This is a genomic window from Micromonospora sp. NPDC047793, from assembly GCF_040642635.1.
GTDB lineage: Bacteria > Actinomycetota > Actinomycetes > Mycobacteriales > Micromonosporaceae > Micromonospora.
In genome coordinates this window covers 86,028-105,689 of record NZ_JBEYSG010000009.1, presented here as the reverse complement: position 1 = coordinate 105,689, position 19,662 = coordinate 86,028, and the positions used below count along the sequence as shown (strand labels likewise).

Sequence of the window (19,662 nt, the reverse complement as noted above, 5' to 3'; positions counted from 1 at the left end):
GAGGGGACCCTTCCTATACACGAGGCGCTAGTACGGGTCCCTTCCTTACATCCGTCGACGTTCCGGTCGGGCGGCGGCACGCCGTTCATCCACTCTGGCTTTATAGTCAAATGATTTGTATATCCCATCGCGTGACACGTCCGATGCGAGAACCGACGTTCTGGATCCTGACCGCCCTGGTGGAGCAGCCCCGCCACGGATACGGCGTGATCCAGCAGGTAGCGAAGCTGTCCGGTGGTGAGACCCGGCTGCTGCCGGCCACGCTCTACGCAGCGCTGGACCGGCTGGCCGCCGAGGGCCTGGTGGAGGTCGACCGGGAGGAGGCCGTGGACGGACGGCTCCGCCGCTACTACCGGCTGACCGAGGAGGGTGGCACCGCGTTGACTGTGGAGACGCAACGACTCAGTCGCAACGTGCAGACCGCCACCCGGCTGCTGGACACCCTGCGTCCGCCCGCCGGGCCGGCGACGGTGACGTTCGGGTGAACACGACGAGAGCGGCGACGCACCGGCGCTACCGTCTTCTCGCGCGCGCCTACCCGCCCGGGCCTCGCCGCGCCGAACTGCTCGACACGATGCTCCTGGCCGCCGAGGAGGCAGGACGCCGCAGACCTGCCGTCCGGGAGATCCTTGACGTGCTCCGGCACGCGCCGCGAGCGCGGCTGGGACGACCGGGCAGCCGGGCGGTGGTCCTCGTCGCTGTCGTCGTCGCGCTGCTCAGCGGCTTCGTGACCGCGTCGCTCGCCGCCCGCCTCGTCGGCGAGGCCGACCGGTCACTGCCCACCACGACGGAGATGGCCGACATCGCCGACCTGGTCACCCCGGGGGTCGTGGCTCCCACACTGGAGCGGCACGACAGGGTCTTCGTCAACGGTAACGGCGAGGCCCAATTCAGCCAGGTCCGCTACCAGAGCGAACATGTCACTCCGATTCCTGACCTGCGCACCTATGACGCCGAAGTCGGCGACCGACTATCCGCCGCCGGCTGGCGGCTCGGGCCGACCTCCGTCGCGGGTCACACCGATCTGCGTACCGCCGAGACCCTGACCGCCGCAAAGGACGGCTGGGTGCTGACCTTCTCCAACAACCACCGGTCCCTGGAGCCGGCAGACGGTGGTTGGTTCGAGGTCTCGGTACGCCGGGCCGAGCCGGCCTCGCTGCCCGCCGCATTCGCGGCCGGCGGGCTGCTCGGCACCGCGATCGGCTGGCTGCTGGCCGGCTGGGCGAGCCGCCGCTCGGAGCACCATCCGGCGGCCAGCGGTGTTCTCGCCCTGCTGGCCGTCGTGGCCGGCGGGAGCGCCGCGATCATGGTCTTTCTAGCCGTACGGGACTACGTCGCCGTCGTCGACCGAGGTTTCGCCGTCAGCGAGGGACCGATCTGGTCGTGGACGGTTCTCGGCGACGAAGGCCAACTCCTGCTCGCGCCGACGATGCTCGCCGCTGTCGTCGCGGTCGTGATCCTGGCCCTGTGCCGCCCGCACCGCGCAGGACCGTCGTCCCGCCCGTCCCCGGTCCCACGCGTCAGCAGTCCAATCGTGCTCGCGACGTTCGGGCTGGTGGCGATCAGTACGGTCGCCTGCACAGGGTTCGGCCGGGAACTGGTCGTCATCGCGGTGCTCATGGCGATCGTGTGGACGGTGCACCTGGGGCGGACCAGACCGTCCGCCGCACCACCGCATCCCCAACCCGGTGGTACGGACGACCGGCCGGGTCTCACCACCTGAGGTTCCAATGAGTAGGTGACCGCCGACATCACCGTCAGATGCAGACGGTGCGCTGCCTCGGTACGACCAGCAGCAGTCTCCACCTGCTCTGACATGCGGGTTGACGGGCTTCCCGGGTGCCGGCATCGGCACGCGGGAAGCTCACGACTTCTGACGGGTTACAGGGCGTTCTCGGTGCGCAGAATCTGCTCCGACTCACTCACCCGGATGTTAGGAAGGGACCCCTGCTATACACGAGGCGTTAGCAGGGGTCCCCTCCTTGCATGCGGTCAGCCGCGCGGGCAGGTTCTGTCGGTGGTCGGCATCGTGCCGTGGACCAGGTACGACGTGGTCAGGTTCAGGGCGCAGGCGTTGCCGCTGAGCACGTAGACGCCGTGCCCGCTCTCGTTGGCGGTCACCAGTCGCGCACGCTGCCCGAACTTCTCGCGCAGCAGCTTGCCACCCGCCAACGGGGTGACCGGGTCCTGTCGGTTCTGCAGGATCAGCACGTTGCGCGGTCCCTCGGTGCTGATCGCGACGGGCGGTTCGGACGGCTCGTGCGTCCAGTAGGCGCAGGGGGTGATGTTCGCACTGGCGGCACCGAACAGCGGATACTGCTTGCGGTCCTCGGCCACGGCGCGGCGGTAGGTGTCCACGTCCTCGGGCCACGCGACGTCGTTGCAGGTCACGGCGAGGAAGACGGTGAAGGCGTTGTCGGTCGGGCTGGGCGTTTCCGTCGTCGTCGGCTGCGGCACCTGCGACGGGTCGAGGTACGCCTGCCAGGTCCGGGCCAGGTTGCCGTACTGCATCTTTCCGTAGAGGTGGGCGAAGGTCAGGTAGCGGAAGATGGGGCCGGTGAGCCCGTCGGGTGACGGCGTCCGGTCGAGCCGTTCGGCGATGGCGAAGTAGGTCCTGCGTACCTGTTGCGGCGTGCGGCCCAGCCCGTAGGAGTCGTGCCGTGCCGCCGCCCACGTCGCGAAGTCGGGGAAGGTCTGCTCCATGCCGAGCGCGAACCGGCGCAGTCCGTCCCGGTCGAGGTGGGTGTCGCCGATGTTGCTGTCCAGCACGATCCGGTCGGTGGTGGCCGGGAACATCGAGGCGTACGCCGCACCCAGCGCCGAGCCGTAGGACGCCCCGTAGAAGCTGGCCTTCGTCTCGCCGAGCGCGGCGCGGATCCGATCCAGGTCGCGGGCCATGTTGGCGGTGGTCAGATGTCGCAGCCGCCCTTCGGGGTCGTTCGCCGCACAGCGGGCGGCGACCTCCTCGGCGATCGCCGCCTGTCGGATGACGTCCGCATCGTCGACGGCGTACGGCGGGATGTTCGCCCAGTAGGCATCGGTGGCGGTGAACCCGCAGCTCATCGGCGTCGAGTGCCCGACGCCCCGGGTGTCCATTCCGATCAGGTCGTAGGCGTCCACGACGCTGGCCGGCAGGCCCTGCCCGATGAGGAACCCCGGCTGGTCCAGGCCGGTGCCACCCGGCCCGCCCGGGTTGAACATCAGCACGCCGCGCCGCTTCTCCGGCTTCGTGCTCGCGATCCGCGAGATCATGAGCTCGATCCGCGTGCCGTCCGGGTCGCCGTAGTCCAGTGGGACGGGCACCGTCGCGCACTGCACCTGTGTCTGCACCGTCGGCGGCACCACCACGTCCGCCGGGCACGCCGTCCACTGTGGTCCGGTCGGCGGTCTGCCGCCCGTCGATTCGCCGGCGGTCGCCGGGACGACCGCTGCCAGGGCACCGACCAGGCCGAGCATCCCGATCAGGGCGATGCCACGCTGTCGTCTCACGTCCAGGTCTCCTGTCGTCGTCGGGGGTGGTCCACCGGGTACGGCCACGGTGCCGTGGGGCACGGTCGGGCGGGAGACGCGTCGGGCTCCTTCGCCGTCCGCCGCGATGGACCTACCTCGATGACAACAAGCCCCGTCCGCCGCAGACAGTGACGCCACGTCACCGCTTTCGGGTCGGGATGTCAGTGCGGGCGTACCGCTACGAGCTGACGCGGCTCACAGCCAGTCGTGTTCGCGGGCGTACCGGGCCGCCTCGTGGCGGGTCCGGGTCTGGGTCTTGCGCATCGCGTTGGAGAGGTAGTTGCGGACGGTCCCGGGCGCCAGGTGCAGTCGGACGGCGATGTCGGCGACCGAGTAGCCCTCGCCGGTGACCCGCAGCACGTCGGCCTCGCGTTCGGTCAGGGGGCAGTCCTCGGTGATGGCCAGTGCCGACACGTCCGGGTCGATCCACCGTTTGCCCGCGTGCAGGGTGGCCACGACCGAGGTGATGTGGGCCGGTTCGGCGGACTTGCTGACGAAGCCCTGGACGCCGAGCCGCAGCGCCTTGCGCAGTACGCCGGGACGGGCGTGCCGGGTCAGCATGAGGACCACCTGGTCCGGGAGCGTACGCCGGATCTCCGCGACCGCGCCGAGGCCGTCGACGCCGGGCATCTCCAGGTCGATGACGAGGACGTCGGGCCGGTGCCGCAGGGTGGCCTCGACGGCGGACCGGCCGTCGTGCGCCTCGGCCAGGACGGTGATGTCTCCCTCCAGCGGCAGCAGTGCGGCCAGGGCCGTCCGCAGCAGCACCTCGTCGTCGGCGAGCACGATGGTGGTCATCGGTCATCCCTGCCCATGGTCGAGGGGGTGCCGGCGTGAGCCGTCGGGAACGTCGCGGCGGTCCGGAACCGCCCGTCCTGCTGTCGCACGGTCAACTCGCCTCCGTCGTCCGCCACCCGCTGACCGAGGACGGAGAGGCCGCTGAGTTCGGTGGGTTCGTCGCCGGTCGCGCCGTCGTTGACGATGGTGATGCCCGACGCGGAGAGGGTGATCTGGACCTGGGTCGCCTGCGCGTGCCGCAGGATGTTGGTGGTCGTCTCGCGCAACACCTGGCCGAGCAGCTCGCCGACCCGGTTGTCGACCTCGCCCTCCCGGGTCACCCGGACCCGGATGCCGGCGGCCTCGAAGAGGTTCTTCGCGTTCTCGATCTCCGCGGTGAGGTTGAGCCGCCGTTGCGCGTGGGCGAGTTCCTTGGTCTGCGCGATGGTGTCGCTGACCAGCGCGTACGTCTCCCGCAGTTCCTTCTCCGCCCGGACGGTGTCGCGGACCAGCAGCTTCTGCGCCAACGCGATCTTCAGTTTGACCACGTGCAGGGTGTGGCCCTGGATGTCGTGCAGGTCGCTGGCGAAGCGGAACCGTTCCCGCACGACCGCCAACTCCGCCTCGCGTTCCCGAGTCTGTTCGAGTTCCCGGATCAGGTCGTAGAACCGCTCCCCCACCACCGTCATCAGCGTCACGACGACGGTGAGGGCGGCCGGGACGAGGACGTAGGCGACCAGGACCTGGCGGACGTCGTCGCGCTCCACCAGGAGTCGTGTCGCACCGACGGCGGCGACGTAGGCCAGCAGCGCGACCGCCGCCAGCACGCGCCGTCGCACCTCGCGCAGGGCGAGGGAGCCCACCGCGCAGACCCCCCACCAGGCGTTCGGACTGCCGGTGACCAACGCACCGACCGGCCACACCGCTGCCGCGACGACCAGGCACGGCAGGGCGACCCGCGCGAGGTCGTCGGCGGTCCACCGTTCGAAGGCGACCAGGGCCGCCACCACCCCCGGGGCCAGGACGAGAGCGTGCCACCAGGTACGCGAGTCGAGGTACAGCAGGAGCAGCGCGGCGAACACCACCGGCGGGAGTGAGGTGATGAGGTTGATCCGGCGCAGCCGTCCCCGCGTCGACTCGGTGAAGCGCGCCGATCTTGCTGTCACCATCCCAGTATCCGGCAGTGACCGGGCCTGACCAGTGACACCACGTCACATCCGGTCATGACGTGCGCGCACTGACGGGTCCCGACGATCCGCGCTGTCATGGAGGCATGTCCAGCACACCAGTCATCGACGTCGAGCGCCTCAACCTGACCTACGGCGACTTCCACGCCGTGCGGGACCTCTCCTTCCAGGTGCGGCGCGGAGAACTCTACGCACTGCTCGGCACCAACGGAGCCGGGAAGACCTCGACCCTGGAGGTCGTCGAGGGGCACCGGAAGCCGACCTCCGGCACCGTGCGCGTCTTCGGGCACAGCCCGCAGGACCGCCGCGCGGTACGTCCCCGAATGGGCGTGATGCTCCAGGAGAGCGGATTCTCCCCGGACCTCACGGTCCGCGAGTCCGTCGGGCTGGTCGGCCGGCTCACCCGGCGTACGGACGACGTCGACCGGCTGCTCGACCTGGTGGACCTCACCGATCGGGCCGGTCGGCGGGTGTCCCAGCTCTCCGGCGGTGAGAAACGGCGACTCGACTTCGCCACCGCCGCCTACGGCACCCCGGAGCTGATGTTCCTGGACGAGCCGACGACGGGCCTGGACATCCAGTCCCGCGACGACGTCTGGGCGACGGTGGACCGGATGCGGGAGAACGGTGCCACGATCGTGCTCACCACGCACTACCTGGAGGAGGCGCAGCAGCGCGCCGACCGGATCGGGTTGATGCACCAGGGTCGCCTGCACCGCGAGGGCAGCGTCACCGAACTGACCCGTACCCTGCCCGCGGTCATCCGCTTCACCCTGCCCACGGCGGTGCCGGCGCTGCCGCTGGCAGCGGTCGTCGACGCCGACGGCACGGTCGTGGTCGAGACCTTCGCCCTGCAGAAGGACCTGCACGTGCTGCTGCGGTGGGCCGAGGAACACGCCGTGGAGCTGCGGGACCTCACGGCCGGGCCGACCCGGCTCGACGACGTGTTCCGCGCCCTCGGTAGCTGATCCCCCCTTCGACAGGAGTGTCACCATGTTGGCCATCGCGTCCAGCGAGCTGATCCAGATCTTCCGCAACCGGCTGGTCCTGATCACCAGCCTCGTCGTCCCGGTCGCGGTCTGCGTGTTCTTCGTCCGCCAGCACGAGACCTTCGCCGCCATCGGCAGCCTCGGCTACATCGCGGCGATCGTGATGTTCACCGTGGCCGCGTTCGGGCTCTACGCCACCGCCGTCACCACCCTGGCCTCGCGGCGGCAGAACCTGTTCCTCAAGCGGTTGCGCTCCACCGCCGAGAGCGACGCCGGCATCCTCGCCGGTCTGTTGCTGCCCGTCGTCGTCCTCGCCGTGCTCCAGGTGACCGCGATCCTGATCGCCCTGGCCGTCGTCGCCGGTCAGCCCTCCGACGTCCTGCTGCTCGGGGTGGCGACCATCGCCACCCTCGCCATGATGGTCGGCCTGGCGCTGGCGACCGCAGGACTGACGAACTCCCCCGAGCACGCCCAGGTCACCACGCTTCCCGTCACCCTCGGCGTGATCGCCGTGGCAAGCTGGGTGGGCATCACCGGCACGGCGGACCTCGCCTGGCTCAAGCGGCTGCTGCCCGGCGGCGCGGCCACCGAGCTGACCGTGAACGCGTGGAACGGCGGCGTCGCCGTGGCCGACTCGCTGCTCCTGCTGGCGCCCACACTGGGCTGGGTCGCCGTCGCCGTCGCCCTCGCCACCCGACTCTTCCGCTGGGAGCCCCGCCGATGACCATCGACTCGTGGAAGCCCTCGGACCCGCCGACCCTGACCGAGGATCTTCTCCTGCTCCTGTTCCAGCCCCGTTCCGGCACCATCGCCGGCGAGAACACCCTCTTCTACGTCCTCGCCGGAGCCGTCCTCGCCGACCTCGCGCTCGACGGTCAGCTGGCCACCACGGCGAAGGGTCGGATCAGCAGCGTCGCGGAGCACGTACCCTCCGACGACGTCCTGCGGGCGACCTGGGACTACCTCGCGGACAAGCCGCGCAGTGCGCAGACCGTCCTGGCAGCGATGGGACCCGGCCTGCGGCAGCCGGTGCTGGACAGGCTCGTCCGGCGTGGCGACATCCGTCACGAGGAGCGCAAGGTGCTCGGACTGTTCCGCTCCACGACCCTGAGGGACGGCGGCACCGACCGGCGCGCACGCCTGCTGGGCGGCGTCCGGCAGGTCCTCGTGGAGGGTGCGGAGCCGTCGGCCCGGATCGCCGCGCTCGCGGCACTGCTCTCTGCCAGTGGAACGCTTCCCCAGTTCTATCGCGAGATCCCGTGGACGTCGCCGGTGATCACCCGGGCGAAGGAGCTCGAACAGGGGGACTGGGGCGCCACCGCCGCAGCGGAGGCCGTGACCCGCACCGTGACGGCCACCGTCGTCAACAGCACCGTCGCGGCCATCACCGTGCTCCCCCGAAGCTGAGGCCGCCGAGCGTGCGCAGCGCGGTCGAGGAGACTGCGGCGAGGTCGGGCTGGGCGGGCAGGAACACGGTGGGTACGCCCAACGACTGGTTCATCGCCGCGAGTCGGCACTCGGCCTGCAGGTCGCTGGTGTTGCGTACGCCCCGAACGATCGCCCCGATCCCGTGGTCACGGCAGTACGTGGAGGTGAGGCCGCTCCAGGCCGCCACGGTCACGGAGGTCCACTCGACCGGCAGTGCGGCCCGTACGGCGGCGGCGCGCTGCCCCTCGTCGGTGTCGGGATGTTTGACGCTGTTGACGGCGACGAGCACGACCACCTCGTCGAAAAGGTCACGTGCCCGGCTCACCACGTTCAGGTGCCCCGGGGTGAAGGGATCGAAGCTGCCGGGATAGAGGGCTCGCACGCGTACGCGGACGGTCGACGGCGCGGTCGTCACGGACGCAGGACCCGCTGTACGTCGCTGATGACCGGCGCCGAGGCGAGAGGCGCCCAGGAGGCGAACAGGTCCCGGAAATAGGAGCCGGACCTGTCCGCCACCGCAGGATCGCGCTCGACGACGTCCAGTTCGTTGACGATGCTCAGGTCCACCAGCGCCCGGAGGCGCGCCCCGTCCGGCGTCAGCACCTGCCCGGTGAAGCGGTCGAACACCTGGCCGGTCTCTGCCAGCTTCGGCCAGGTGCGCTTGCGGTCGCAGGCACCGTACAGGTAGACGATCTCCTCGGCGTCGGCACCGACGAGGTCGCGCAGCACCGCGCGATCGGCCGGATCGAGCAGATTGAGGTCGAACCCGTCGGTGCCGTAGACGGCATGGGTGAGGCCGGCGGTCGCCACGTCACTGCCGCAGCCGAGGGCGGCGAGTCGTTCACCCACTCGGCACAGGTGGGGGTACAGAGTGCCGCCGGGATGGGCGATCCGCTCCGCTCCGCGCTCACGGAGCCAGTCCCGCATGCCGCCGTCGGTGCGCATGGCCCAACCGTAGATGCCGGCTGTCGAATCCGTCGGCCTTGGCCGTGGGCAATTGGTCACAGCGGGATAGCAGGCGTCCGCTGGACGTACGGCCGGCCGGCGTGATTGTCGACGAGTGTCACCGGTCCTGGGTGGACAGGGCCGCGATCAGCGCCTGCGGTGCGACGGTGGAGGGGCGGTCGCTGACCTGGCCGTCGCCGAGTTCGACGACCCGCCACACGCCGTCGGCGCGCAGCGCGAGGTCCACGGTGACGAAGGGTAGGTCGAGCCCGGCGATCAACGGTGCGACCATGGCCAGGTCGACGTCGGCCGTCGCGGCAGCGTCGGGGCTGTCGGGGTGCGGTCCGACGAGGACGCACTCGCCGTCGACCCACCAGGTGCGGACTTCGGCGGAGGTGAAGTGTTCGAAGCGTCGCAGCACGAATCCGCCGACGAAGTCGTCGTCGCGCAACTCCAGGAACCGGCGCGCGACGCGCCACGCCGCCGCGCCGTCGGCGAGGTCGGGAATGTACGCGGCCTCGTCCCAGTGGTGCTTCATCGACTTGCTGTAGTCCCGCAGCACCGCCGGTCCCGCGCCCAGTGCGACACGGGCGCGGTCGAAGTCGGCCCGCTCCGCGCCCGTGGTCCAGACCGAGGGCGGGGTGACCGGAGCGAGTGCGGCGTACCAGCCGGGCAACTCGTGCGCCCGCCGGTACTGCGCAGCGTCGGTCCGCAGGATGACGCCGCGCTCGGCAAGGGCCTCGGCGAGCGTGGCGTACTGCTCGCTGCGCAGCATCCAGCCCCGGTACACGGCCGTGCCGGGGCCCTGGACCGGGGCGACCGCCCGACGTGCGTCCCCGCCCCGGGCCAACGCGTCATGGTCGACCACCGCCACCGTGAATCCGAGGGCACGTGCCGCCTGCGCCTCCGGCGTGAAGTGGTCGTCGGGTTGGCGTGGGCGCATCGGATTCGCGGGGACCATCAGGATCACGGACACATCCTGCCCCACCGGAGCTACCGGCCCTTCCCGCCGGCGATCCCAGGCGTTCGACCGGTGACCAGGGCGGCGAACGGCTAGGCAAAGCCGACACCGACACATCGATACGACCGTCGATATGATCGGCCGACGATCGACGCCTGCGGAGGTTCGGATGCGGATGGCACGGTTCTCGGCGGTGTGGCGTGGTGCCCGGTCACGGCTCGACCGCTGGCTGTCCATCGCCCGTCTCCTCCCGCACGCGGGCGTGCCGACGCTGGGCGCGGCCCTCGCGGTGAACGTCCTGCTCGGTCTGCTGCCGATCGGGTTCATCGTGGCCACGAGCGTGATGGTGCAACGGCTCGCCGAGGCGATCGGTGGCGACGAGCAGGCGTGGAGCGCGACGGTGCTCGCGTTGGGTCTCGCCGCGCTGGCCTTCTTCCTCCAGCAGGTGCTCGCACCGGCGCAGACGGCGTTGGGGCATCTGGTGACGTGGCGGGTGGACGCGTGGTGCACGCGCCGCCTGATGACGTCGGCGTTGGTGGACGCGCCGATCTCGGCGTTGGAGGACGCGACGGAACTGGATCGGCTGAGTCGGGCCCGGGAGGCGTTCGGCCGGACCATGCCGACCCCGGGCGACGCCGCCGCCGGTGCGTTGGCGTTGCTGCCCCGGTACGGGCAACTCGTCGGGGCGGTGGTGGTGCTCTGGGTGGCGTTGTCGCCGTGGGCGGCGGTCGTGGCCGGAGTGACGGCGCTCGTGGTGCGCTTCGGTCAGCGTGGGGCGCTGGGGCGGTTCGGGACGTTCCTCAAGGGTCTCTTCCCGACGTGGCGGCACGCGTCCTATGTGCGGTCGATGGCGGCGGGCGCGGCGTTCGCCAAGGAGATCCGGGTGTTCGGTCTGATCGGCTGGGTCCGGGAGCGGCACCGCTCGGAGTACCTGGGCTACCTGCGGCAGTTCTGGGCGGGACGGCGGCGGATCAACCTGCGGCCGTTCCTCGGGTACGCGGCGGTCGGCCTGGTCGGGGCGACGGTCGTCTTCGTGTTGATCGCGCAGGCCGCCGCCGGTGGACGGCTCAGCGTGCTGGAACTGGGGCTGGCGGTGCAGGCGGCGCTGATCCCGATCCGCTTCGGGGTGCACTTCCCGGAGAGCGACGTACCGACGCAGTACGGCCTCCAGTCGTACGAGGCGATGACCGACTTCGCGCGGTCGGCCCGGTCGCGGGCGGAGTTGGCGGCGCCGGTGGCCGGTGAGTCGGCGGCCGGTCGCCCGGATCGGGAGGTGCGGTTCGAGCAGGTGCGGTTCCGGTACGCCCCGCAGGGTGCGGAGGTCCTGCGGGGGTTGGATCTGACGTTGCCGGCGGGCCGGTCGACGGCGATCGTCGGGCTCAACGGCGCCGGCAAGACCACGTTGGTCAAGTTGTTGACCCGGTTGTACGACCCGGTGGCGGGCCGGATCACGGTGGACGGGCGGGATCTGCGCGAGTTCGACGTGGCGCAGTGGCAGTCCCGGATCGCGGTGGTGTTCCAGGACTTCGTCCGGCTGGAGCTGAGCGCGGCGGAGAACGTCGACCTGGCGGCGGGTGCCGACCCCGACGACGAGGCGCCCCTGTGGGCGGCGCTGGACCGGGCGGGGGCACGTGAGGTGGTCGAGGGGCTCGACGCCGGTCTGCGGACGACGCTGTCGAACCGGTACGCCGGTGGGCAGGACCTCTCCGGTGGGCAGTGGCAGCGGGTGGCGTTGGCCAGGGCGATGCGCAAGGTCGCCGCGGGCGCGTCGATGATCGTGCTCGACGAACCCACGAGCCAGCTCGACGTCCGCGCCGAAGTGGACTTCTTCGACCGTTTTCTGGAGATCAGCCGGGGGTTGACGACGGTGGTCATCTCGCACCGGTTCTCGACGGTCCGTCGGGCCGACCACATCGTGGTGGTGGCCGACGGGGTGGTGCGGGAACAGGGCACCCACGAGGAGTTGGTGGCCGCCGGGGGTAGTTACGCCGAGTTGTTCCGGTTGCAGGCCGACCGGTTCGTCGATGCGGAGGCGGGCCGATGAGCGGTCTGGGGCGGGCGGCCCGGTTCCTGGTGGTGTTGGCGCTGCGGACCGACCGGCGGCGGGCGGGGTTGGCCGCCGTCATGATCGCGGCCGGTTATCTGGCCTCGCCGATGGTGGCGGTGCTGCTCGGTCGGCTGGTCGACGCGGCGTTGGCGGCGCGGACGGACGTGGCGGTGACGCTGGCGACGGCGGTGGCCGTGGTGCTGGTCGTCGAGTTGATGATGGCGCACTTCGCGCATCTGCAGTATTTCGAGCTCGCCGAGTTGATGGAGCTGAAGCTGCACGGCGAGTTGATCGAGCGGGCCAACGGCAGCGTGGACCTGGCCCAGCTCGACGACTCCCGGTTCGCCGACGAACTGCAGGTGGTGCGGGACGACATCTCACCGATGCAGGTTCCGGTGGAGGGGCTGCTGCAACTGGCGGGTGTGGTCGGTCAGCTCGTGGTCACGACCGTACTTTTGGGGTTGTTGAATCCGTGGTTGGCGCTGCTGCCGCTGGCGGCGGTGCCGCCGGTGCTGTTGGCGCGGCGGGCGCAGCGGTTGGTGGACCGGGCCAAGGACGACACGGCGGAGGGGATCCGGCGCTCGCAGCACCTGTTGCAGGTCGCCACCTCGGCGTCGTCGGTCAAGGAGTTGCGGCTGTTCGGCACCGGCCCGGACCTGGTGCGTCGCCAGCAGGCCACGATGGCGGCGGTGACGTCGACGGTCTGGCGGGCGCAGGCGAGCGGGGCGGCGGTCCGTGCGGCCGGGCAGGCGTTCTTCGCCCTCAGCTACGGGGCGGCGCTCTGGCTGGTGGTGCGGGACGTCGCCGACGGTCGGGGCAGCGTCGGCGACGTGGTGTTGGCGGTGACGCTCGCGGTGCAGGTGAGTCTGCAGGTCGCCAACGGTCTGGGGCTGCTCGGCACGCTCCAGGGTTTCGGCACGACGGTGCGCCGGCTGGAGTGGCTGCGGGCGGCCAGCGTGGTGCCGGACGGGGTGTCGGAGCCGAGCGGGTCGACGGCACCGACCCGGCTGGACGAGGGCATCCGGTTCGATGGTGTGGGTTTCCGCTATCCGGGCGCCACCCGGCCGGTGTTGCGGGACGTGACCTTCGAGTTGCCGGCGGGCAAGACCGTGGCGATCGTCGGTGAGAACGGTGCGGGCAAGAGCACGCTGGTGAAGCTGCTGTACGGCCTGTACCGACCGACGCAGGGCCGGATCCTCGTCGACGGCGTGGCACTGGACGAGGTGGATGCCGCGCAGTGGCGGTCGCGGACGTCGGCGATGTTCCAGGACTTCGCCCGGCTGGAGTTGACGCTGCGGGAGAACGTCGGGATCGGCGCGGTGCAGCGGATCGACGATGAGGAGTCGGTGCGGCGGGCGATCGACTCGGCGGGGGCGCAGCGGGTCGTCGACGCGGTGGAGGGCGGACTGGACGGCTACCTGGGCACCGGCTTCACCGACGGGCAGGAGCTGTCGGGTGGGCAGTGGCAGTCGTTGGGTCTGGCCCGGTCCCAGATGCGGATCGAGCCCCTCCTGCTGGCGTTGGACGAGCCGGCGGCGGCGTTGGACGCCGCCGCCGAGCATGCGATCTTCGTCCGGTACGCCGAGTCGGCCCAGCGGGCACAGCGACGTGGCGGGATCACCGTCTTCGTCTCCCACCGTTTCTCCACGTTGCAGATGGTGGATCTGATCGTGGTGCTCCAGGACGGTACGGTGCGCGAGGCCGGGTCACACGCCGAGTTGCTGGCCAGCGGCGGGCTGTACGCGGAGCTGTACCTGATGCAGGCGCGCGCGTACGGTCCGTCCGGTGAGGATCAGCCGCCGGTGGCGCGTTGACGGTCGATGAGCGCGGCGAGCCCGGCGACGCTGACGTTGTCCATCAGCTCGACGGCGGAGAGTTCGACGTCGAAGAGGTCCTCTGCCTGGGCGAGCATGTGGACCAGTTGCATGCTGTCGGCGCCCAGCGCGATGAGGTCCTGGCTCATCTCGTCGGGGGTGAATCCGAGAAGGGGCTCGACCACCTCGGTGACGAGTCGGCGTTCGGTGTCGGTCGGTGCGGCGGAGGGGCTCAGCTCAGTCATCTCGCTCTCCAGTCGGGGGCGCCCACGATCGCGGGCGGAACCAGTATGGCCCGCCGTCGATGGACCGAGGCGCCGTGTGGCACCGTGACGTCCGACGATATTGACAGTGGCCGAAGTGGCTTCATAGGCTACCTTCCGGCCATAAGCGGCACCGCCGGACAGGTGGTGCCGCCGCCCAGACCGGAGCGGGGGATCCCGGTATGGAGAGGAAGCCCGGCCACGATCTCGTGGTGACGGTGCGGGGGGCACGGCAGGCGCAGGCGGCGGCCTCCTGGGCGCAGCGGGAGATCTGGGGCGTCATCTCCTGGTTGGGTGATCAGCCGCAGAGCTTCACGATGCGCGAGATGGTGCCGGTTCCGGAGGGTGTCACGGTCGCCGGGGTGGGGCGCGCGCTGGAGGAGGTCGTCGCGCGGGTCGACGTGCTCCGCACCCGGCTGGTGATGGACGCGACGGGTCTGCGGCAGGAGGTGGACGGGTCCGGCACCCTGACGGTGCCGGTCTGGTCGGCGGCGCCCGATCGGGTGATCGAGGACGCCAAGGAGCTGGTCGCGGCGATGACCGCGACGGTGTTCGACCTGGCCGAGCAGTGGCCGGTGCGGTTCGCCCTGGTCCTGGCGGACGAGACACCCGCCGCGCTGGTGCTGAACGTCTCGCACGCGGCCGTCGACGCGATCGGGTTGGCCCTGCTGAAGACGGAGCTGCGCGACGCTCTGGCGGGGGTGCCGGTCGAGCCGGTCGAGTCGCGGTGGCAGCCGCTGGATCAGGCCGCGTACGAGGCGAGCGAGCCGGGACGCAGGCGTAGCCGGCGGGCGGTGCGGTTCCGCGAGGACCTGCTCGGCGAGGTGCCGGAGTCGCTCGTGCCGCCGTCGTCCGCGCCGCCGCACACACCGCGGATCGTGCAGGTCGACATCGAGTCGTCGGCCGTCGCGGTGGCCGCGGAGCTGCTCGCCGACCGGCAACGGGTGAGCACCAGTGCGGTCCTGCTGGCCGCCCAGGCAGCGGTGGTCTCCCATCACACCGGTGCCGATCCGGCGTTCCTGACCCTGATCGTCGGCGGTCGGGTGGAACGCCGACTGCAGACGATGATCGGCCCGGTGGTGCAGAACGGCCTGTTCCGGGTCGACGTCGGGACGGGTTCGTTCACGGATCTGGTCACCCGCTGCTACCGGCAGGCCCTGCTGACCTATCAGCACGGCAACCACGACACCGTCGAGCTGGCCGAGGCGCAGCGCCGGGTGGCGACACGGCGGGGTTTCGTCCCGCAGGTCGGCGTCTTCTTCAACGACGCCCGGGAGCAGCAGCGGTGGTCGGGGCTGCCGCAGGTGCGGTCCGCCCCGCAGGAGTTGGCCGAGGATCTCGCCGCGCTGTGCCGTGACACCCGGATCGAGTACGTGACCGGTTGGGAGCAGCAGGACCTGACCGTGTTCCTGAGCGTCTCGGACGCGTCGGGTGCCGCCGCGTTGCAACTGCGGGTGGACACCGCGTACCTCGGCGTCGAGGACGCCCGGCGGATCCTGGCCGGGATCGAGTCGTTGCTGGTCGCCGCAGCGGTCGGCGATCTCGACATGCGCCACGCGGGGCAGGTCCTCGGCGTCCGTCCGGCGGCGGGTCCGACCGGGTCCGACTGACCGCGTGCGGCCGTCCGGCCGCTCCGGCACGCCGACGACTCAGCGTGTTCGTGGTGCGTCCGGACAACGGCGGAGTGCCGGCACTAAGGTGGTGGGCCGACACGGCTGGAGGGGAGTTCGGTGGCTGAGGTTGATGCCGGCGACTGGGTGGCACGGGTTGCCGACGACGTGGTGGCGGAGTGGGAGCGCCGGCCCGGGACACCGGTGCTCGTCTGCGCCTCGGGGATCAGTCCGTCCGGGCCGATCCACCTGGGTAACCTGCGCGAGATCATGGTCCAGCACTTCGTCGCCGACGAGGTGAGTCGGCGCGGGTTGCCGAGCCGGCACCTGCTCTCCTGGGACGACTACGACCGGCTGCGCAAGGTCCCGGCCGGGGTCGACCCGTCCTTCGCGGAGTACGTCGGCCGCCCGCTGACCGGGGTGCCGGACCCGTGCGGGGAGCACGAGAACTGGGCCGAGCACTTCAAGGCGCCGTTCCGGGCGGCGTTGCGGCAACTCGGTGTGGTCGTCGACGAGATCTCGCAGACCGCCATGTACACCGGTGGCCGGTACCGCGAGCAGGTCGTCACGGCCATGCGGGCCCGGGAGCTGATCGGGTCGGTGCTGGGCAGGTACCGCACCAAGGTCGACCAGGGCGAGTCCGAGGAGGGGCTGACCGCCCAGGACACCTACTACCCGTACAAGGTCTACTGTGCGGTCTGCCGGCGCGACGACACGACGATCGTGTCCTTCGACGACGAGACCACCGAGATCCGGTACACCTGCGTCTGTGGGCACTCCGACCGGGCCTGGCTGGACCGGCAGGACCCGGGCAAGCTGGTCTGGAAGGTCGACTGGCCGATGCGGTGGGCGTACGAGCAGGTCCTGTTCGAGGCCGCCGGGGTGGACCACTCCTCCCCCGGCTCCAGCTACACGGTCGGCGGCGAGGTGGTCGACCGGGTGTACGGCGGCAAGGCTCCGGTCTATCGCGGCTACTCGTTCGTCGGCACCAAGGGGGCGGCGAAGCTCAGCGGTTCCGCCGGTGCCGCGCCGACGCCGGACGACGCGTTGCGGATCCTGGAGCCGGCCCTGGTGCGCTGGTTGTACGTGCGGCGTCGACCGAACCAGTCGATCACGGTGGCGTTCGACCAGGAGGTGAGCCGGCTCTACGACGAGTGGGACGCCCTGGTGGGGCGGGTGCGGGCGGGCAGCGCGTCGGAGGTCGACGCAGTGGTGCTCGACCGCTCGTGGCGTACCGCGGAGGTGGAGTTGCCGCAGACCGCGCGGCCGATGTCCTTCCGCACGCTGGCGTCGGTGTACGACATCACCGCCGGCACCGAGGAGCAGACGCTGCGGATCCTGCGGGACATGACGCCGCAGGATCCGGTGGGCTCGTTGGACGAGGTGCGTCCCCGGCTCGACCGCGCGGCGGACTGGGTGGCCACGCACGTGTCACCGGCGGAGCGTACGCAGGTGCGGAGCGAGCCGGATCGGGAGTTGCTGGCCTCCCTCGATCCGGTCCAGCGCGAGGGGTTGCGGCTGCTCGTCGACGGGCTCGTGGAGAACTGGACGCTGGACGGGCTGACCGCGCTGGTCTACGGGGTGCCGAAGCAGCAGCTCGGTCTTCCGCTGGACACCGCGCCCAGCCCCGAGCTGCGGGCCGCCCAGCGGGCGTTCTTCGGTCTCGTGTACCGCCTCCTGGTGCACCGGGACACCGGCCCTCGACTGCCGACCCTGTTGCTGGCGCTCGGTGCCGACCAGGTCCGGGCGCTACTCACCCCGCAGCAGGCCGACGCGACCGCCGGCCGGGCGTGACCTGGAGTCGACCGACGTCGATCGCGGTCATCCATGGGGATAGATTGCCGGGTAGGTCGGTGATGGGTTAAGAAGGCTGTCTGCCTCCGACACCCGACATCCGACAGGACGCCCATGGCCCTCATCGCCGTCGCAGACCTCCGTCGACTGGTACTCGCACTGCTCGGTCAGGCCGGCACACCGGACGACGTCGCCGAGGTCGTCGCCGATTCGCTGATCGGTGCCGACCTGGCCGGGCACGGCTCGCACGGCGTGCTCAAGCTGCCGTCGTACCTGCGGGACATCGCCCAGGGCCGGTTGAAGCCGACCGCGCGTCCGTTCGTCGTCGACGACGCGCCCGCGACCGCCGTCGTCGACGGCGCGGGCGGTTTCGGTCACCTGGCCGCCCGGTACGCCGTCGACCTGGTGGTGGAGAAGGCCGCCCACAGCGGACTGGCGGCGGTGGTGATGTCGCACGCGCACCACACCGGGCGGCTGGGCGGCTGGTCCGAGCGCATCGCCGACGCCGGCCTGATCGGGTTGTTGACCGGCGGGGAGGGTCAGGGTCCGTGGAAGGTCGCGCCGCACGGTGGGACGGACGGTGCGCTGGCCACCAACCCGGTCACCTGGGCCATCCCACGTGCGGCGGGCCAGCCCCCGGTGGTGCTGGACTTCGCCACCAGCATGGTCTCCATCGGGAAGTTGCAGATCGCGCGGGCCGCCGGGGCGCAGAGCGTGCCCCCGGGGTGGGTGCTGGACGCGCAGGGCAGGCCGAGTACCCGGTTGGAGGACTTCTTCACCGGCGGGTACCTGTTGCCGTTCGGAGGCCACAAGGGTTTCGCGCTCGCGGTGATCGCCGAGTTGCTCGCCGTCGGGCTCAGCGACGGTGACCGGTTCGCCGGTGCGGAACGGTCGAGTTGCCTCTTCGTGCTCGCCGTCGACCCGGCCCGGTTCGGGCCACCGGAACGGTTGCACGATTTCGTCGAGGCGACGGTGCGGCGGCTCAAGGCGGTGCCGGCCGATCCGGACTCGGGTGAGGTGCTGGTGCCGGGCGAGCCGGAGCAGCGCGCGCGGGCGGCGGCCGACGGGGTGGTGCTGCCCGACGCCACGTGGCGGGACCTGTGCACGGTGGCCGCCGGGCTGGGCATCGACGCACCGGCGGCGGCCGACGCCTCGGTTGCGGGCGGGGCGGAGTCGATCCCGGCGGAGGGCACGGCGTGAACATCCTGGTGGCCGGACGGCTCGGCCGGTACCCGGAGCGGATCATGACGTTGGCCGAGCGGGGGCACCGGTTGACGTACGTCACGATGCCGGCACCGGCACAGCGGCCCACGCCGGACGTGCTGCCGTCGAGTGTGCCGCAGTTCCGGCTGCCGGCGGGGCCGGCCGGTGCGGAGTTGACCCGGATCGCGGCGGAGCACCGCGTCGACGTGGTCTACAGCCTGAAGAACGTCTGGGACGGGTCGTTGCAGTTGCTCGGCGAGTTGCTCGATGCCGGGGTGGGTCCGGTGGTGCGCCACCACAAGGAGCACTTCTGCGAGCCAGCCGAGCTGGAGCGGCGGGCGTTGACCGAGACCGCCGGGCAGATCTACATCAACCAGGAGTCGTGGGACTACTTCCGTGGGGCGTACGGGGTCAGTGACGCATCGGCGCACCTGCTGGACCCGGACTACCTGCCGGCGCGGTACTTCACCGACGACCTGGCCGGCAAGCTGCGCGAGCGGGACGGGGAGCCGCACCTGCTGGTCGCCGGCGGGGTGTCCAGCACCCGGGGCCGTACCGACATCCGCGAGCTGTGTGCGGCGTTGAGTCGTCGCCGGGTCCACGTGCACATCTACGGCGGCAAGTACATCGGTCCGAACGCCCAGTCGATCTGGAGTGTGGACAACGCGCACGCCCGCGCCGCGTACGCGCGGCTCGCCGAGAGCGGTTACGTGCACCTGCACGACCACATTCCGCCGGAACGGTTCGTCGCCGAGTGGTCCCGGTACGACGCCGGGTTGATGCACGTGGTGGCGCAGGGCACCCACGAGGTGGGTTTCCAGCGGATGAACCGGCCGAACCGGCTGGTGCCGTACCTGGCCGCCGGGCTGCCGGTGGCACAGCAGCGCGGCGGCCAGGAGGCCATGGAGCGGATCGTGCGGCAGGAGGGGATCGGTTTCCTGTTCGACGGGTACGACGAGTTGGCCGACGTGTTGCACGACCGGGCGCGGCTGGGTCGGCTCGGCGCCGACGTGCTGGCCCGGCGTGGGGAGTACACGTTCGAACGGCACGCGGACGCGCTGCTGGAGGTGTTGGCGGGCTACGCCGGGCGACGTTGACCGGCGGCTCTGCCGTCGGCGTGAGGAGGGGTCCCCT

Annotated in this window: 18 protein-coding genes; 11 read left to right on the top strand and 7 right to left on the bottom strand. The window is 71.1% G+C overall.

The features are described from left to right. Window positions 1–131: 131 nt before the first annotated feature. The gene (locus ABZ738_RS19385; RefSeq protein ID WP_357214940.1) at window positions 132–485 is read left to right on the top strand and encodes a PadR family transcriptional regulator; all 354 of its coding nucleotides are present in this window, start codon (window positions 132–134) and stop codon (window positions 483–485) included. Next, on the top strand, window positions 482–1,723 hold the full coding sequence (locus ABZ738_RS19380; RefSeq protein WP_357214937.1) for a hypothetical protein: 1,242 nt from the start codon (window positions 482–484) through the stop codon (window positions 1,721–1,723). The genes ABZ738_RS19385 and ABZ738_RS19380 overlap by 4 nt, the downstream gene beginning before the upstream one ends. Window positions 1,724–1,992: 269 nt before the next feature. Here ABZ738_RS19380 and ABZ738_RS19375 read toward each other — a convergent pair whose 3' ends face one another. From ABZ738_RS19375 to ABZ738_RS19365, 3 genes are all read right to left on the bottom strand, one after another. Further along, entirely contained in the window at window positions 1,993–3,489 is a 1,497-nt protein-coding gene (locus ABZ738_RS19375) for an alpha/beta hydrolase (protein WP_357214934.1), read from the bottom strand. A 216-nt stretch (window positions 3,490–3,705) separates the two neighbouring features. Beyond that, a complete protein-coding gene (locus tag ABZ738_RS19370; RefSeq protein ID WP_131050853.1) occupies window positions 3,706–4,308 on the bottom strand; it encodes a response regulator transcription factor in 603 nt (200 codons plus the stop codon). Further along, entirely contained in the window at window positions 4,305–5,453 is a 1,149-nt protein-coding gene (locus tag ABZ738_RS19365; protein ID WP_357214930.1) for a histidine kinase, read from the bottom strand. Before ABZ738_RS19365 ends, ABZ738_RS19370 begins: the two co-directional genes overlap by 4 nt. 107 nt (window positions 5,454–5,560) lie before the next feature. On the opposite strand from ABZ738_RS19365, the gene ABZ738_RS19360 reads away from it, so the two are divergent. Genes ABZ738_RS19360 through ABZ738_RS19350 form a run of 3 tightly spaced genes read left to right on the top strand, consistent with a single transcriptional unit; the run spans window position 5,561 to window position 7,870 of the window. Further along, entirely contained in the window at window positions 5,561–6,442 is an 882-nt protein-coding gene (locus ABZ738_RS19360) for an ABC transporter ATP-binding protein (RefSeq protein ID WP_131050855.1), read from the top strand. Between the two features lie 25 nt (window positions 6,443–6,467). Beyond that, the gene (locus ABZ738_RS19355; RefSeq protein ID WP_131050856.1) at window positions 6,468–7,187 is read left to right on the top strand and encodes an ABC transporter permease; all 720 of its coding nucleotides are present in this window, start codon (window positions 6,468–6,470) and stop codon (window positions 7,185–7,187) included. Further along, window positions 7,184–7,870: a GPP34 family phosphoprotein gene (locus ABZ738_RS19350; protein WP_357214926.1), complete on the top strand. Its 687-nt coding sequence runs from the start codon at window positions 7,184–7,186 to the stop codon at window positions 7,868–7,870. Before ABZ738_RS19355 ends, ABZ738_RS19350 begins: the two co-directional genes overlap by 4 nt. On the opposite strand, the gene coaD is transcribed toward ABZ738_RS19350, so the two are convergent. From coaD to ABZ738_RS19335, 3 genes are all read right to left on the bottom strand, one after another. Then, window positions 7,848–8,306 (bottom strand): pantetheine-phosphate adenylyltransferase, encoded by a 459-nt coding sequence (gene coaD / locus ABZ738_RS19345; RefSeq protein WP_357214924.1) that lies wholly within the window; start codon window positions 8,304–8,306, stop codon window positions 7,848–7,850. The genes ABZ738_RS19350 and coaD overlap by 23 nt on opposite strands. Then, window positions 8,303–8,836 carry a DUF6817 domain-containing protein gene (locus tag ABZ738_RS19340; RefSeq protein WP_357214921.1) on the bottom strand — a complete coding sequence of 178 codons (534 nt, stop codon included), beginning with the start codon at window positions 8,834–8,836 and terminating at the stop codon, window positions 8,303–8,305. Before ABZ738_RS19340 ends, coaD begins: the two co-directional genes overlap by 4 nt. 118 nt (window positions 8,837–8,954) lie before the next feature. Next, window positions 8,955–9,797 (bottom strand): ATP-grasp domain-containing protein, encoded by an 843-nt coding sequence (locus ABZ738_RS19335; protein ID WP_357215233.1) that lies wholly within the window; start codon window positions 9,795–9,797, stop codon window positions 8,955–8,957. A gap of 169 nt (window positions 9,798–9,966) precedes the next feature. On the opposite strand from ABZ738_RS19335, the gene ABZ738_RS19330 reads away from it, so the two are divergent. After that, on the top strand, window positions 9,967–11,841 hold the full coding sequence (locus tag ABZ738_RS19330) for an ATP-binding cassette domain-containing protein (protein WP_357214918.1): 1,875 nt from the start codon (window positions 9,967–9,969) through the stop codon (window positions 11,839–11,841). Beyond that, entirely contained in the window at window positions 11,838–13,658 is a 1,821-nt protein-coding gene (locus tag ABZ738_RS19325) for an ABC transporter ATP-binding protein (protein WP_357214915.1), read from the top strand. Before ABZ738_RS19330 ends, ABZ738_RS19325 begins: the two co-directional genes overlap by 4 nt. Here ABZ738_RS19325 and ABZ738_RS19320 read toward each other — a convergent pair. Further along, the gene (locus ABZ738_RS19320) at window positions 13,637–13,903 is read right to left on the bottom strand and encodes an acyl carrier protein (RefSeq protein WP_131050859.1); all 267 of its coding nucleotides are present in this window, start codon (window positions 13,901–13,903) and stop codon (window positions 13,637–13,639) included. The genes ABZ738_RS19325 and ABZ738_RS19320 overlap by 22 nt on opposite strands. Before the next feature lie 200 nt (window positions 13,904–14,103). Between ABZ738_RS19320 and ABZ738_RS19315 the strand changes: the two genes are divergently transcribed. The 4 genes from ABZ738_RS19315 (at window position 14,104) to ABZ738_RS19300 (ending at window position 19,625) form a co-directional block, all read left to right on the top strand. Next, window positions 14,104–15,531, top strand: a complete 1,428-nt coding sequence (locus ABZ738_RS19315; protein WP_131050860.1) for a condensation domain-containing protein — start codon at window positions 14,104–14,106, stop codon at window positions 15,529–15,531. A 120-nt stretch (window positions 15,532–15,651) separates the two neighbouring features. Further along, the gene (gene lysS / locus ABZ738_RS19310; protein WP_357214910.1) at window positions 15,652–17,325 is read left to right on the top strand and encodes a lysine--tRNA ligase; all 1,674 of its coding nucleotides are present in this window, start codon (window positions 15,652–15,654) and stop codon (window positions 17,323–17,325) included. Window positions 17,326–17,439: 114 nt separating this feature from the next. Next, a complete protein-coding gene (locus ABZ738_RS19305; protein ID WP_357214906.1) occupies window positions 17,440–18,525 on the top strand; it encodes an Ldh family oxidoreductase in 1,086 nt (361 codons plus the stop codon). Continuing rightward, a complete protein-coding gene (locus ABZ738_RS19300) occupies window positions 18,522–19,625 on the top strand; it encodes a hypothetical protein (protein WP_357214903.1) in 1,104 nt (367 codons plus the stop codon). The genes ABZ738_RS19305 and ABZ738_RS19300 overlap by 4 nt, the downstream gene beginning before the upstream one ends. Window positions 19,626–19,662: the final 37 nt, after the last annotated feature.